Below are 13,970 nucleotides of genomic sequence, written 5' to 3'. Positions count from 1 at the left end.
CCGATGATTCTGTGATGAAATCAGTATATTTAGCCGTTAGAGAGGCCACAAAGAAGTGGTCAATGCCTATCAGGGACTGGGGCATAATTTTAAATCAGTTCCTAATTATTTACAAAGAAAGGGTCAGGCTATAACAATAACCCAACCCAAGCCGATCATTTTAACTTACACACTTCCTGAGACAGTGTCTTTAAATCAGTTCCTAATTATTTACAAAGAAAGGGTCAGGCTATAACAATAACCCAACCCAAGCTTAATTTACTTACACACTTCCTGAGACAGTGTCTAGATTACTATTTTAGGGGCTTTGTCTTATCTGTATTTTAACATAGAGGATAAATTAGAAGTAGAATATTCTTCTGCGTTCGATGGATATAGCATCACCGTTATCACGTTCTACCTTTTCAATCCAATTGTTTTGCTCATCTACAAGATAAGTTGTTTCGATGTTTTTATCAACTGATCCATTCACTCCATAAATTACACGATCAATTTCCTTTCCATATTGATCGTAGTTAATCATATAAACAGGAATCAATTCATCACCATCTTCAAATTTTTCAAAAGCCTCAACCTTGAATAATTTTCCTTTAGTGTAATAAGTATAAAGCTCTCTTCGGATAGTGCTCTTTTCACGATCCTTATAGATAAGTTCTTTTATTGTACCGTCAACATTAAAGGTTGTAATTTGGTGTTCATGTGAATTGTGTAGTGAAGGATAAAAAGTCACTTTAGACTTGCCATCGCTATCGTATTCATAGTTTGTTTCAGAAACAACTGTACCATCAGCCTTAATCGTTTTGACATTTAGAAGTTGGCCCTTGTTGTCGTAATCGTAAGTCTCAACATACTCTTCACCACCCTCAAGTTTAAACTTAATAAAACTCAAACGAGAGTTATTATCATAACCATACTCTTTAGAGTTGATAATAGAGTTATTGCTATCGTAAAGAAAGGTTTTCAGTACATTCCCTTTAGAGTCAAAATGAGATTTAATATACGAAGTCAACTTTTGATTAGCTGTATAAGTCTTCATACTCAATATCTGACCGTTCTTATCAAGACGTCCACTCTCAGAAGTCATTAATTCGCCACCATCACTAAATCTTTTGTATTCAACATATTTACCGTTATCAAACGGTTGTATATTGGTACTATACAACACTTCATTATTACTACCACGAAGTATCTCTTCTATCATGTTTCCTTGAGCATCAAAAGCCATATAAGTACCTGTAAGCTTTGCACCAGGTACCCATTTCTTACCAGACTTTACAGGTTCATACTCGGTAATATCAATTGTTTTTACAGGACCTAACAAACTATTTTGAGATAAATCATTGGTTTGTGCTTGTGCGGAATTGAAACCACTAGCCACAAAGAAAGCAGCTAATGTCAGTAGAAAGCTCTTATTCATATACTAATTTATAATTTAAAAAACATGCCATGCTTATATATATATATATATATATATATAGAAGCATAAAAGTAGCTAATTAGTTTTTAAAGTTATACTTAATAGAAGAATAAATAAATCTACAATATTCTTGTTAATTGGTTAGTAAGTGAGACTTAAACGGAGGAATAAGCCATTTCTGCGTTGAGTTAAATCAGTATGAGCAGCAGACAAATCAGAAGCGAAAGACTCAATTGTGTAACGATAGAAGCTATAACCCAAAGAAGGTGCTAAAGTAAAATTGCCAATATCTACCAACTTATAGCCAATAAATATCTCTGAAAAAAGGCGAGGATCAATTTTACTCTGATTGTCAGCTAGAGCCGTACCAATATTAAAACCAATATAGAAGTTTTCATTGACCGCTGAAATTGGATGGTACCTAAAGTCTAGAAAAACAGAAATAAGATTAACTCGGGGGTCTGAATAGGTTGAAACACCAACTCCAGTACCAACAGATATTGTTTTAGTTATGTAGTAACCAAAGATACTTCTTAAATCAACGAATTGCATCCGAGCATTTTTACCAAATTTTTGTCGGAAGGCGTCCCCTTTGTCCGAAAGAGATAAACCATAGGCAAATTCAAATCCACCCCAAAATCCTTTCTGAAGGTACTGACCTTTGACCCCTACCGATACGACTAAAAACAGTAAGAGCAAAAATAAATTCTTTCTCATGTGCCATTTTATTTGATACGAATATAAGAAAACTATTAGCCATGTGCAGATTTAAAGCCAATAATTTAGATCAAAAACTAACTCCCCCATATTTCATACGTACTACATTTCAGTGCTGTTTATATTTCGATAGGTCTAAAATCCTTTGATTGGTGCTTCCTTTAAATGAGAGTGTAGGCAGGTATTTTGACTCAATAAAAGGACCATCTACTAAAACATCAATATAATCGAGAACAGCACAGCTGTCTGGTCGAAGCTTAAGATCTTCGTAAAGGTAACCCGTATAGCACCAAATAGAAAGACCAGTCTCAGCTTTGAGTCTTTTGATCACTGGAAGAATCCCCTTAGGGTCATAAAAAGGATCTCCACCCGACAGCGTAATGCCATCGAGCAGAGGATTATTATTAATTTCTGATATGATTTGTGTCAACATCTCATCGGTTAAAGGTTTACCAGCTTTGGGGTCTCTCCCACTAGGGTTGTGGCATCCCTTACAATTGTGGGGGCATCCTGCAAAATAGATTGAGTAACGGATCCCCTCACCATCGACAATCGTTTCAGAGTAGGTATAAAGTATATTCATTAGTGGTGTTTAACACGATCGTGCTCTTCTGCTTGTTTGGCTGAATTCCACGAACCTAAATCTCCAGTAAGGTAACCAGTAATCCGACGCATACGGAAAATAGCCTCACTGCTGCAAACAGGGCATTTATCGTATATAACGCCCTTGTACCCACACTTACGACAAGTATCTACAGGGTGATTTATTGAGCCATACCCTATACCTTCGTCGTGCATAACCTTTACGATTTTACTTATAGCTCGAATGTTTTTCTGTGCCTCACCATCAAGCTCCACATAAGTAATATGCCCACCTTTTGTTAGTGCATGGAACGGTGCCTCGCAACGAATCTTTTCAAGAATAGTAACAGGTTCCTTTACATCGACATGAAATGAGTTAACGTAATAATCACGATCAGTAACCCCAGGGATAGAACCGTACTTTTTACGATCCATCTTAGTAAAGCGACCAGACAGCCCTTCGGCAGGTGTAGCTAAAACGGAGAAGTTGAGGTTGTATTTTTCTTTCAGGCGCTCAGCAACTTCATTCATTACCCCTACGGCTTGATAAAGAGTATTCCAAGCTTCCTTATTTTTGGAATGTCCCTGACCATACAGGGCAACCATAGCATTATGACCACCAATAAAACCAATGCCCAAAGAACCATGCTTGAGCACATCCCCTACTTGATCATTGAGATCAAGCTCTCCTCCGCCTTTCCACACATCATTGGCCATCATAAATGGAAATTGACGAGCCAAAGCTGTACGTTGGTATTGATATCTTGCAAAAAGTTGCTCTCCAATAAGAGCTGCTTTGTCTCTAACATCGTCGAGAAAATACTTTTTGGCAAGAACGCTAACCTGACTACCTTCTCCTACCTCAGATTCGGCCTTTCGACGTGCTTCAATAGCAAGGCGAGGTAGATTCATGGTTGTGAAAGAGAGATTGCCTTTACCTAGAGAAGTTTTTTCACCATGTAAGTCTTCATAGACACGAGTTCGACAACCCATAGTTGCCAATTCATATTTGTAACGTTTAGGATCATCCGCACGCCATTTTTCATTAACATTAAATGGAGTATCCAAAAACATAAAGTTAGGGAACAACGCTTTAGCCGTAGTTTGGCAGGCTTGCAGGAAAAGATCAAAATTAGGAGCCTCGAACTCTATCTTACCCTCCAGTGCATCATCAAAGTTGAGCATTGCCTTTTGGTAATCCGATTCGGAATAGGTTACTCCATCTTTAACTTTAAATATTTGAATAGGGAATACAGGGATTTCTCCACGGGTCCCTAAGCCCTCAATGGTGCTTTTGAGTAGCTCTTCGACTACCATGCGGCCTTCGGGAGTTGTATCAGTACCGTAATTAATTGAGCTAAATACCACCTGATTACCCCCACGTGAGTGCATCGTATTCAGGTTGTGAATAAAGCCTTCCATAGCCTGATGCGTATCTTTTCGGGTTTGTGCATAAGCTTTCTTAATCACACGATTTAAATCTACCCTAGAGATTTCAATCCCTAGATCATCTAATGAACTTTCGAGCAAAGCAATCTTTTCGTCGGTACAAACTATACTATCGATAAGTTCACCAACAAGCTTTTTGACTTGCTTATCAAGTAACAACTCATCGTTATCGAGTGATATAAAGAAACTAATAAAGCCAACAAGGTGCTTGCGAAAAGACTTTAGGACGCCTTTAGCCATAAAAAAGTCGAAAGCTGGAATAGCTTGACCACCGTGTTGTTCATTTTGATTGGTCTGAAAAATAATTGTAGCCAACGTTGCATAGCTCTGAATGCTTTGAGGTGTACGTATACTTCCATTCTTAGTTCGAAACCCACGCTCGAAAAGATCATCTAAATCGTATTGAATACAAGTTGTGGTTTTGGTAGGATAGTAATCAAGGTCATGAATATGAATATCACCAATAATATGAGCTTCGGCATATTCTTGAGCCAAAAGGTATTTGTAGGTGTAGTCCTTGGTAACCTCGGAAGCAAAAGTCATCATTTGTCCTGCTGGTGTATGGCTACTCATATTAGCGTTACTTAGATTGATGTCATTTTTATCAATGGCAACTATGCCATCCATAATATGTTTCATCTTCGTCTTTTTCTCACGCTGAGTAGTTCGCCAATCTCTATATAAGATATATTTTTTGGCTACCTCGGGATAGCTTTTCATAAGCTCAGATTCCACTAAATCTTGAACTTGTTCGACAGAAACGGTATCCGTTTGAATCCGATCTACTACTCTATTAGTTATAATTGATGAAACCTCAAGTTCGAATTTCAGTCCACTAGCCATAAAGGCTTTATCCAAGGCATTTTGGATTTTAGAGAATGAAAAAGCTTCTTTTCCACCGTCTCTTTTAACAATTAACTTCACATCACTAGCCATGATTACAGTATGATTAGATTTACTTTTTGGATAACTCTATACAATTAAGTACTTCAAGACCTCATTATATAATTTAACATAACGAGATAGAGCACTAATACCAAGCCATTACAATATACCATCTATTACACTCATTACCAAACAAGTATATAATATATCAGTAATTCAACAACAAAGATAGTCAAAAACATTTTAGATAAATCGTCATTCAGCTGTTGATAAAAAAGATAATTAGTTCATATATATAATTATTTAAGTTATCCAAAATGAAGAACAAATAAAATCAATAAGCAGTGCTTATTTAACATCTAAAGGATAAACTAGACATACACAAACTGTTGACTTTTACACATCAAAAAGCCTGTATTAATCATAGCTATTATGATTAATACAGGCTTTAGACTTTGCTATTTTCAGAACTGATAGGTAAGTGCTATACCAAGCCGGTAAGGCAGCCACTCACCACTACCATTCCAACCTTTATACATCGTTCCATCAGAATTATAACCTTTATATTGACTGTTTTGCCAACCTGCTCCAGCATAAACATCTAGACCCCAAGTCTCATTGATTTGATAAGAATAACCTAGGCTCAAACCAAGGGCAAAACCTCTACCTTTCTGATATTTTCCTTGATTCCAGTAATTCCACTTCGTAATATCGAAGAATTGAAATGAGCCGTAACCACCCACATAAAACCCGTTAAAAACGCCTTTGGGATAAAATCTTACTTCCGGGATTATTTTAAGATACTCAAAGTGATTACCCTCAATACTTTTCCAAGGAGAATAGAGTAGCTCACCATTAAAACTCCACTGACGTGCAAGTTTTGTCTCTACTGATAAGTTGGGCATACCAATCATCCAAGCCACTAAATTAGCCTTTAATCGTGTTTGGGCTGCTGAATATTGACACATAAACAAAGACATGAGAATCAAGCCCATTAGTCTTTTAACCGATAGATTTTTCACAGGGTTTTATTTTATATTATTAGAAACAATAATGTCCATACTGACATTAAAGAGATGGCAAGTAAATATATATTTACTTGCCATCTTCTATCTTATTCTAAAGAAAAACTATTTAAGTCCTAATTTTTTTGCAATATGCTTAGGAAGAGCATCTTTATGAAGTACAATATTCATCGTTTTGTAACGAACAAAAGGTTTTGATGCATACCAAATACCGTTATATTTATTATCAGTACCCCATGAGTTTTTCACAAGAAAATACTCGTTACCTTCTTGATCTTTAGCAGTACCATAAATAAGCATGCCGTGATCGTCTGTTGTTTCCCAGTTGTCGAAAGCTGCTTGGCGCATCTCTTGGGTAGCTAAAAGCTCTGGTCCTGGTTTCGAAGTCGCCTCTTTGCTCTTATCTGCAGGAGTCATACCAGTCCAACGTGCCATATCCGATCCCGAAAGATCCGTACGCGCTAGATCGGGCATCACCGCAATTCCGTTACGTGTGAAGCCTGCTTCACTAACATCACTTCCCCAAGCAATTGTATAGCCTTTATCAACTGCATTGTCCATTACTTCCATCAATTCATCAATCGGAAGATTATAAGAATAACCACCTCTCCAATTATCTTGAATTTCCAAGATAAACTTGTCATAGAATGGATGATGAGTATAAGAGGTTAAAGAGATATAGTCGTCTGCTTTTAGATCCAATTCATCAGCAAATGATTTTGGTGTATATTCCTTGCCGTTGTAAGTAAAGTTTTCGGGACATTCACCCAAGTAAGTATCATAGATAGCTGTTAGGCCATCTTTCCATATAGGTGATAGTTTTTTATAATTGCCCTTAGCAATAGCATTCACATAAGCTCCAGCTACAGCGTCAACCTCGTTGTGGTTATGTGCAGACTCACCATATTTAATTCCTTCCATCGCTTCTTGAGGAACTAAACCCTGATCAGCCATAGTTGCAATAACGTCATAAAAACTTCCTCCTGGAGAAAAAGAGCCATCACCGTGCAAGCGCACATAAAGATTAGCACGATCTCTCATGGTGTTATGAACAATAAACATCTCTGACAAATCGAAGTCACCCTTACCCTTACGCAGTAATTCAGACTCAAGCAACGCAATGCCAGAAAAGCTCCAACAAGTACTTGAACGATTTTGATTCTTAACTGAAGTAATGGGGTTTTCTTTAATAGTTGTAAACTGAAATCCCTCTTCTTGCGGGCTCACTTCCTGAGCTTTAGTAGTGAAACCTAAAAGGCACGCAGCTACAGTTAGAAGTATTTTTTTCATATTGATTAATTTAGTTGATTATCATTCCTTAAAACACAAAGATAAATAAATCTCTAAGCCTACCCTATTATTAAGAAAGTAAATACGCATATTACGCTTGCTTTTTGCTCACAAAAAGAACGCAACCTCAAAATTATTGATATTATATATTAAGGTGTAAATAGAAATACCCACAGAGTCTATTATTTAATTACACTAAATATAATACTGAATATCAAGCATATAGACAACATAAGACTAAACTCTATTTGTGAGAACCCTCATTTTTTGTATCTTTGTAGATATTGTAATCGGAAAACCAACGCTTTACGCTCTGTTTTCCTCCACAATTTTACTGTTCGTTTTAGGAGTTTATCCACGTTATTCTTCTTCTTTGGCCCCGTTCAGTTACTATATTTAGAAATACATTTTTACAAACCAAAATAGGACATCGATTTTAAGTAGATGCCCCAGAATTGCAACTTTATGAACTATAAGGAAAGAATATGTTTTGCCTTTATTTTTTTAAATTTACTATTAACCACAACTATACTCGTAGCTCAGGACAAACCTGAATTTGAATTAGGCGGTGCGCTACGTTTTAATTATAATTACTCCGATTGGAAAACAGATAGTAAGAAAAAAGGAGGAGATTTTGGCTTTGACGTATTCAGACTTAACTTAAAGGGTAGCTACAAGAAGATAATCTTTGCAGCAGAATACCGTTTCTACGCTAAAAGTTCTGGAGGGAATATGCTTAAAGATGGTTGGTTCGGCTATAACTTTAACGAGAATCACCAAATTCAAGTAGGACTTACACAAGCACCATTTGGTATTCTACCAGCTACGGCAAACAACTTCTTTTTTAATATCAACTATTATATAGGACTTGAAGACGATTCTGATATGGGTATTAAATATAAGTTCCAAAAGAATAATTGGCGATTCTATGCAGCCTTTTTCAAAAACTCAGACCTACTAGACTTTGGAAATAAAACGGAGCTTTCACCCGACAGATATGCTTACGACGTTGGAGGAAGAGACAAAGAGGTTAACCAAGGGAATATTCAAGTAGCATATAACTGGGGAAATGAATTCAAACAAGAGGTTGGAGCTTCTGGAATGATCGGTGGACTCTATAATATTGACACCGAAGAAATGGGTTTTCGCAAAGCTTTTGCTTTCCATTACACTGCAAATTACAAAAACTGGGATCTAAAAGCACAATACTCATCTTATTCAATGAGTCCTAAGAAAGGAGTCGATGAAAACGGAAACTCTTTAAGCCGCGACTTTGTTAGCATGGGAGCCTACGGTGCAAACTATAATGTTGCATCAAAAGGCGAAACGTTCTTAATATCCTTAGCCTATGATATTCCCATCAATAAAGGCATACTCGACAATATCAGAATCTACAATGATTTCAGTATGCTCCATAAGCGAATAGAAGGATATAATAACAGTTATCAAAATGTATCTGGTGTCTTAGTAACAACCGGACCAATATATACCTATATCGATTATGCACTGGGTAAAAACCACGCATGGCTAGGCAACGAGTGGAACGAAAGCTTTGCCTCAGGTGACCCATCAGGTAAGTGGAATGCCCGATTTAACATCAATATGGGCTATTACTTTTAAACAATTATAAATATAAACTTATAGCATATTATATATGAGTAAAATAGAAATTAAAGACTTATTCCTCATTTTTGGAGCCGAAAAGACTAAAGCTTTTAATCAACTTCAAAAAGGCAAAAGTAAATCGGACATTCTAAAGCATACAGGCTGTACAATTGCTGTACAAAACGCAAACCTGACCATTAATGACGGCGAGATTTTCGTGATCATGGGTCTATCTGGTAGTGGTAAATCATCACTGCTACGCTGCATCAATCGCCTAGTTGACCCTACACACGGAGAGGTTGTCATCAACGGGACTGATATATCAAAAGCCAACGACAAGCAACTACTTGAAGTACGTCGTAAAGTTATGGCCATGGTTTTCCAAAACTTTGGTTTGCTTCCACACAAGACCGTACTCGAGAACATTGGTTTTGGTCTAGAGCTTCAAGGTGTAGACAAAAGCCAAAGAGACGAAAAAGCTCTCTACTCGATGGAGCTTGTTGGTCTAAAAGGTTATGAAGACCAAATGGTATCGGAGCTCTCGGGAGGAATGCAACAACGTGTCGGACTAGCACGTGCCCTTGCTAACGACCCAGAAGTACTGTTGATGGATGAAGCCTTCTCTGCTTTAGATCCACTGATTCGAGCACAAATGCAAGATGAATTATTGGCACTTCAGGCTAAAATGAAGAAGACCATTGTATTTATTACCCACGACTTAGACGAAGCTATTAAGCTAGGTGACCGCATTGCCATCATGAAAGACGGGGTTATAGTACAAGTAGGTACATCTGAGGAGATATTAACAGAGCCAGCCGACGATTATGTCGCTAGTTTCGTTGAAAATGTTGACAGAAGTAAAATTATAACAGCTTCATCAATCTCGCTCAAAGATCCTATTGTTGCACGATTCAAGAAGGAAGGACCTGAGGTTATCATCCGTAAGATGAGAAAACGAAATCTAACACTTCTGCCCGTTGTAGATGAAGAGAACAAACTAATTGGTGAGGTTTATCTAAAAGACCTGCTCCAACTCAGAAAACAAAACGAGAAACATATCGACTCGATCATCAGACAATATTCACATACCGTTCATGAGGACACGATTATTGAAGATATCATTCCACTGATGACCAAAACAAACTCTCCTATTTGGGTAGTTGATGAAAATAAAGAGTTCAAAGGAATTGTGCCTTTATCGTCATTGGTATTTGAGGTTACAGGAAAAGATAAAGAAGAAATTGATCAGTTGGTTCAAAACGCACAAGATTTATGATTGAAAGAATTAATATAGGAAAATACATAGAGGTAGCCATCAATTGGCTCACAGAAAACTTTGCTTCATTTTTTGATGCCCTTAATACGGGTGTGGGAGGTTTTATTGAGGGATTGCAGTTTGTACTAAACATCGTCCCTTTCTGGGTTATGATTATTCTGATTGCTCTCCTTGCTTGGAGAAAATCGGGAATAGGCATAGGAATATTTAGTGTCCTAGGACTACTTTTGATTTGGGGAATGGGATTTTGGGAAGCTACGATGGAGACTTTAGCACTAGTGCTTTCTTCGACCTTTATAGCTCTGCTCATCGGGATTCCACTAGGAGTTTGGACTGCATATAGTGATCGTGCTCATACGGTTCTACGCCCAATACTTGACTTTATGCAAACCATGCCAGCTTTCGTTTATCTGATTCCGGCTGTACTATTTTTTGGTTTAGGACCAGTCCCTGGAGCTTTTGCTACAGTGATTTTTGCCATGCCTCCTGTAGTTCGTCTTACCGGACTTGGGATTCGTCAGGTACCCGAAAGTATTGTCGAAGCAACAACTTCACTTGGAGCAACTCGCTCACAACTACTTTTCAAGGTACAACTACCATTAGCACTACCGACAATCCTTACGGGTATTAATCAAACCATTATGATGTCGTTGTCAATGGTTGTTATTGCCGCAATGATTGCAGCTGGAGGTCTTGGAGAGATTGTACTCAAAGGTATTACACAGATGAAAATCGGTTTAGGGTTTGAAGGTGGTATCGCCGTGGTTATTTTAGCCATCATACTTGACCGTATTACGCAAGGACTTGCCAACAACAAGAACAAAAAGAAGAAGAAATAATAACATTATTAAAATATAAAGATGACTCAAATGAAACATTTCAAGAAGGCCATACTACTCCTTGTCGCTACATTAATTTTAGCTTCATGTGGTAATATGGGAAATAAGAAAAAGATAAGCATCGCATATGTAAACTGGGCTGAAGGTATTTCGATGACCTATCTAGCCAAGGCTATATTAGAAGAGCAAGGTTATAAGGTACAACTCAAAAATGCCGATGTAGCTCCTGTTTTTGCAGCATTAGCTAAAAAAGATGCCGACGTATTCTTAGATGCCTGGTTACCGGTAACTCATCAAGACTACTTCGAGAGATACGGAGACAAGATTGAAGTTGGTGGTGACCTATTTACTGAAGCTAGTATTGGCTTAGTGGTTCCAACTTATGTGAACATTAACTCAATAGAAGAATTAAACGCCAACAAAGATAAGTTTGACCAAGAGATTGTAGGTATCGATGCAGGGGCAGGTATTATGACTGTCACTGATATTGCTATAAAAGATTACAAGCTAGACTTAAATCTACTTTCGGCTACAGGACCTATGATGACGGCTTCGCTTCAGAAAGCTATACCCGACAATAAATGGGTAGTAGTTACAGGCTGGAAACCTCACTGGATGTTTAGCCGCTTCGACCTTAAATTCCTTGAAGACCCCAAAGGTGTTTATGGAAAAGCAGAGGTTATTAAAAGCGTATTCAGAAAAGGCTTTAAAGAAGATGATCCATTTGCAGCAGAGCTTATCAGCAATATGAATTTTACTAGCCAGCAAATAAGCAGTCTTATGGATGAGGTAGACAATGCTCCAACCGAAGCGATGGGAGCTAAAACATGGATTAAGAATAACCAAGAACTTGTAAACAGCTGGATTCCTGAAAAGGTAGAAGCTCAAGCAGAATAATCTTAGGATTAAAAAGATATATCTAGAATAAACAAAGCCACTAAAGTGTTTAAATACGTTAGTGGCTTTGTTTATAAGTAAAGATCAAAAAAACCTTATCGTTTAAAAGCTGAAATTCGTGCAACCTTACGTGAGATAACAAGATAACTAAACACTAGTATGGCAATAAACACCAGTGCACTAGAGATCCAAGTCGAAAGGTCAACTCCTTTGGAGACGGTCTGGCTTGTAACTTTATCAATCAAAGGAAGATATGCTTGTTGCCCAAGATAAGTCACGAGCAAAGCTAATAGCGTGGTCAGCGTAACAAGTATAAACGTTATACAGAAGTAGGGTCGTACAATAGCTTTATTTGGATAACCCAAGAGAACTAAGTTTTCGAGACTATTTATATTCTTTTCAAGCAATAGGTAAATACTTAAAATTAGCACGTAACAAGCCAAAACACTAATCAAGATTCCAATAAACAAGACAATTCCAACACTGATATTCAAGAAATAGCGTGCCCTACCAGTATCGAGCTGATTACCATCAACCATATAGCCATTCTTCTTAATAAACTGAGCCAACTCAGGATCAGAGCTATTCTTGACTTTAATAATCACACGAAGCGGTTGTACCTCGGTGTTATTACTAAATTCTTTGTTTGCATCTACTAAGAAAGACTCAGGAACTAAAATTGTATTCAATCGTTTGGAGAAACCTACAATACGACCTTTATAAGATTCAAACTTACCATTACCCGAAAGCTGAATATCTAGCAATATAGAGCTGATCAAGCCTTCTGATATTTTGGGTAAGCTCTTGCCTGAAGCAAAACCGAAATTATAGAGGTCAAGATACGATCTGGGAATAATAATTGGAATTTCAGTATCACCAGCTTTGTAGTTCCACTCTTTAGGGTTTATATCTACAAAATCATTGGGTACCGACTCAAAGAACATATCGGTAGCAATACCAAACTGCTTACCAACAAAACTGATATTTGCTCTTACATTAAAATGTGAAGCTTCAAAGAGACCAACCTTCTCGATAAACGACTGATCATAAAGCCTCTCAATCTCCTGCTTAGAAAATGAAGGAGACTTACCGGTGAAGGTATTGAGCGTGCTCACATTCTTGGTAAGGATAATATACTCATCTTGAATAAACGAGTCTTTACTAGACAAAACAGGATTCAAGTCGGAATAAATTTGAACTCCTAGAAGAATAATACTTAGCCCCACCAAGTTGGCAATTGCAAAGCCAAAGAGTTGATTCTTACTTATCTTATGTTTGAGTAATTTAAAGACCATAATTTACAGTTTATAGTGGTTAGAATAAGGCAACTCCAACTCATAACCAAGAGAAGTTACAATAATACCTGCACCTTGTGCTGAAGCCTCTTCAAAAAGTAAATCAGATAAAACCTTGCTATTGGCAACATCTAAATGACTAATAGGCTCATCGAGCAGAATAAACTGATAAGGTTGGCACAAGGCTCTAATAAAGGCTACACGTTGACGTTGTCCAAAAGAGAGTGTGGCAACAGGTGAATTGAGCTTTTCAGCAATTCCTAAGCGCTCAAATAACTCTATAATCTTCTTTTTGGACTTGAAATGTGTTAGCTTGTTTTTAATCAGGACATTGTCAATGGCGGATAACTCTTCAAAAAGTCGGAGCTCTTGGAACATAATACTTAATTCTTTTTGGCGAATACTGTTCCAACGCTTTAAGTCAAGCTGCCTGATATTAGTATCGTCAAAAAATATCATGCCTTGGTAATCTTTACGATAGCCAAATATATAGCTCAACAAAGAGCTTTTGCCTGTACCCGACGAAGCTTTAATGAGTGATATTGAATCACGACTAAAAGCTAGTTCTTGGTGCCAAATATCAGACTGGACCCATTCTCCTTTAGCGAATACCTCTGGTAGTGCTTGTTTGAGTATTATCTTCTCCATCTTAGAAATGCTAATTAATAAATAAAATCCAGTACGAATATAACT

Annotated in this window: 12 protein-coding genes; 4 read left to right on the top strand and 8 right to left on the bottom strand. The window is 37.4% G+C overall.

Going from position 1 to position 13,970, the window contains the following annotated elements; genetic code table 11:
- Nucleotides 1-340: 340 nt before the first annotated feature.
- The 6 genes from B091_RS0106170 to B091_RS0106145 form a co-directional block, all read right to left on the bottom strand.
- Nucleotides 341-1,417 (bottom strand): hypothetical protein, encoded by a 1,077-nt coding sequence (locus B091_RS0106170; RefSeq protein WP_018109142.1) that lies wholly within the window; start codon nucleotides 1,415-1,417, stop codon nucleotides 341-343.
- A 141-nt stretch (nucleotides 1,418-1,558) separates the two neighbouring features.
- A complete protein-coding gene (locus B091_RS0106165; RefSeq protein WP_018109141.1) occupies nucleotides 1,559-2,134 on the bottom strand; it encodes a hypothetical protein in 576 nt (191 codons plus the stop codon).
- A gap of 109 nt (nucleotides 2,135-2,243) precedes the next feature.
- Entirely contained in the window at nucleotides 2,244-2,717 is a 474-nt protein-coding gene (gene nrdG / locus B091_RS0106160) for an anaerobic ribonucleoside-triphosphate reductase activating protein (RefSeq protein WP_018109140.1), read from the bottom strand.
- Complete coding sequence (locus B091_RS0106155; protein ID WP_018109139.1) at nucleotides 2,717-5,101, bottom strand: anaerobic ribonucleoside triphosphate reductase; 2,385 nt, start codon at nucleotides 5,099-5,101, stop codon at nucleotides 2,717-2,719. Before B091_RS0106155 ends, nrdG begins: the two co-directional genes overlap by 1 nt.
- 413 nt (nucleotides 5,102-5,514) lie before the next feature.
- On the bottom strand, nucleotides 5,515-6,072 hold the full coding sequence (locus tag B091_RS0106150; RefSeq protein ID WP_238319399.1) for a DUF3575 domain-containing protein: 558 nt from the start codon (nucleotides 6,070-6,072) through the stop codon (nucleotides 5,515-5,517).
- A gap of 108 nt (nucleotides 6,073-6,180) precedes the next feature.
- Nucleotides 6,181-7,365, bottom strand: coding sequence for a C1 family peptidase (locus B091_RS0106145; protein ID WP_018109137.1), 1,185 nt, complete (start codon nucleotides 7,363-7,365; stop codon nucleotides 6,181-6,183).
- Nucleotides 7,366-7,830: 465 nt separating this feature from the next.
- Here B091_RS0106145 and B091_RS0106140 point away from each other — a divergent pair, with 465 nt between their 5' ends.
- Genes B091_RS0106140 through B091_RS0106125 form a run of 4 tightly spaced genes read left to right on the top strand, consistent with a single transcriptional unit; the run spans nucleotide 7,831 to nucleotide 11,982 of the window.
- Nucleotides 7,831-8,985 (top strand): hypothetical protein, encoded by a 1,155-nt coding sequence (locus B091_RS0106140; protein ID WP_051069800.1) that lies wholly within the window; start codon nucleotides 7,831-7,833, stop codon nucleotides 8,983-8,985.
- Nucleotides 8,986-9,019: 34 nt separating this feature from the next.
- Nucleotides 9,020-10,246: a quaternary amine ABC transporter ATP-binding protein gene (locus tag B091_RS0106135; protein ID WP_018109135.1), complete on the top strand. Its 1,227-nt coding sequence runs from the start codon at nucleotides 9,020-9,022 to the stop codon at nucleotides 10,244-10,246.
- On the top strand, nucleotides 10,243-11,085 hold the full coding sequence (locus B091_RS0106130) for an ABC transporter permease (RefSeq protein WP_018109134.1): 843 nt from the start codon (nucleotides 10,243-10,245) through the stop codon (nucleotides 11,083-11,085). Before B091_RS0106135 ends, B091_RS0106130 begins: the two co-directional genes overlap by 4 nt.
- A 21-nt stretch (nucleotides 11,086-11,106) precedes the next feature.
- Nucleotides 11,107-11,982 carry a glycine betaine ABC transporter substrate-binding protein gene (locus B091_RS0106125; RefSeq protein WP_018109133.1) on the top strand — a complete coding sequence of 292 codons (876 nt, stop codon included), beginning with the start codon at nucleotides 11,107-11,109 and terminating at the stop codon, nucleotides 11,980-11,982.
- Nucleotides 11,983-12,077: 95 nt separating this feature from the next.
- Here B091_RS0106125 and B091_RS0106120 read toward each other — a convergent pair whose 3' ends face one another.
- Both B091_RS0106120 and B091_RS0106115 read right to left on the bottom strand, forming a co-directional pair.
- Nucleotides 12,078-13,277, bottom strand: a complete 1,200-nt coding sequence (locus B091_RS0106120) for an FtsX-like permease family protein (protein WP_018109132.1) — start codon at nucleotides 13,275-13,277, stop codon at nucleotides 12,078-12,080.
- A gap of 3 nt (nucleotides 13,278-13,280) precedes the next feature.
- On the bottom strand, nucleotides 13,281-13,925 hold the full coding sequence (locus B091_RS0106115) for an ATP-binding cassette domain-containing protein (protein ID WP_018109131.1): 645 nt from the start codon (nucleotides 13,923-13,925) through the stop codon (nucleotides 13,281-13,283).
- Nucleotides 13,926-13,970 lie beyond the last annotated feature (45 nt).

It is taken from the genome of Bacteroides propionicifaciens DSM 19291 = JCM 14649 (genome assembly GCF_000375405.1).
Classification (GTDB): domain Bacteria; phylum Bacteroidota; class Bacteroidia; order Bacteroidales; family Bacteroidaceae; genus Bacteroides_E; species Bacteroides_E propionicifaciens.
This window is presented reverse-complemented; position numbering and strand designations above follow the sequence as displayed.

Coding starts and splice junctions, on each gene's coding strand:
- B091_RS0106130 (WP_018109134.1), top strand. CDS start 10,243: ATGATTGAAAGAATTAATATAGGAAAATACATAGAGGTAGCCATCAAT.
- B091_RS0106125 (WP_018109133.1), top strand. CDS start 11,107: ATGACTCAAATGAAACATTTCAAGAAGGCCATACTACTCCTTGTCGCT.
- nrdG (WP_018109140.1), bottom strand. CDS start 2,717: ATGAATATACTTTATACCTACTCTGAAACGATTGTCGATGGTGAGGGG.
- B091_RS0106165 (WP_018109141.1), bottom strand. CDS start 2,134: ATGAGAAAGAATTTATTTTTGCTCTTACTGTTTTTAGTCGTATCGGTA.
- B091_RS0106120 (WP_018109132.1), bottom strand. CDS start 13,277: ATGGTCTTTAAATTACTCAAACATAAGATAAGTAAGAATCAACTCTTT.
- B091_RS0106145 (WP_018109137.1), bottom strand. CDS start 7,365: ATGAAAAAAATACTTCTAACTGTAGCTGCGTGCCTTTTAGGTTTCACT.
- B091_RS0106135 (WP_018109135.1), top strand. CDS start 9,020: ATGAGTAAAATAGAAATTAAAGACTTATTCCTCATTTTTGGAGCCGAA.
- B091_RS0106170 (WP_018109142.1), bottom strand. CDS start 1,417: ATGAATAAGAGCTTTCTACTGACATTAGCTGCTTTCTTTGTGGCTAGT.
- B091_RS0106115 (WP_018109131.1), bottom strand. CDS start 13,925: ATGGAGAAGATAATACTCAAACAAGCACTACCAGAGGTATTCGCTAAA.
- B091_RS0106140 (WP_051069800.1), top strand. CDS start 7,831: ATGAACTATAAGGAAAGAATATGTTTTGCCTTTATTTTTTTAAATTTA.
- B091_RS0106155 (WP_018109139.1), bottom strand. CDS start 5,101: ATGGCTAGTGATGTGAAGTTAATTGTTAAAAGAGACGGTGGAAAAGAA.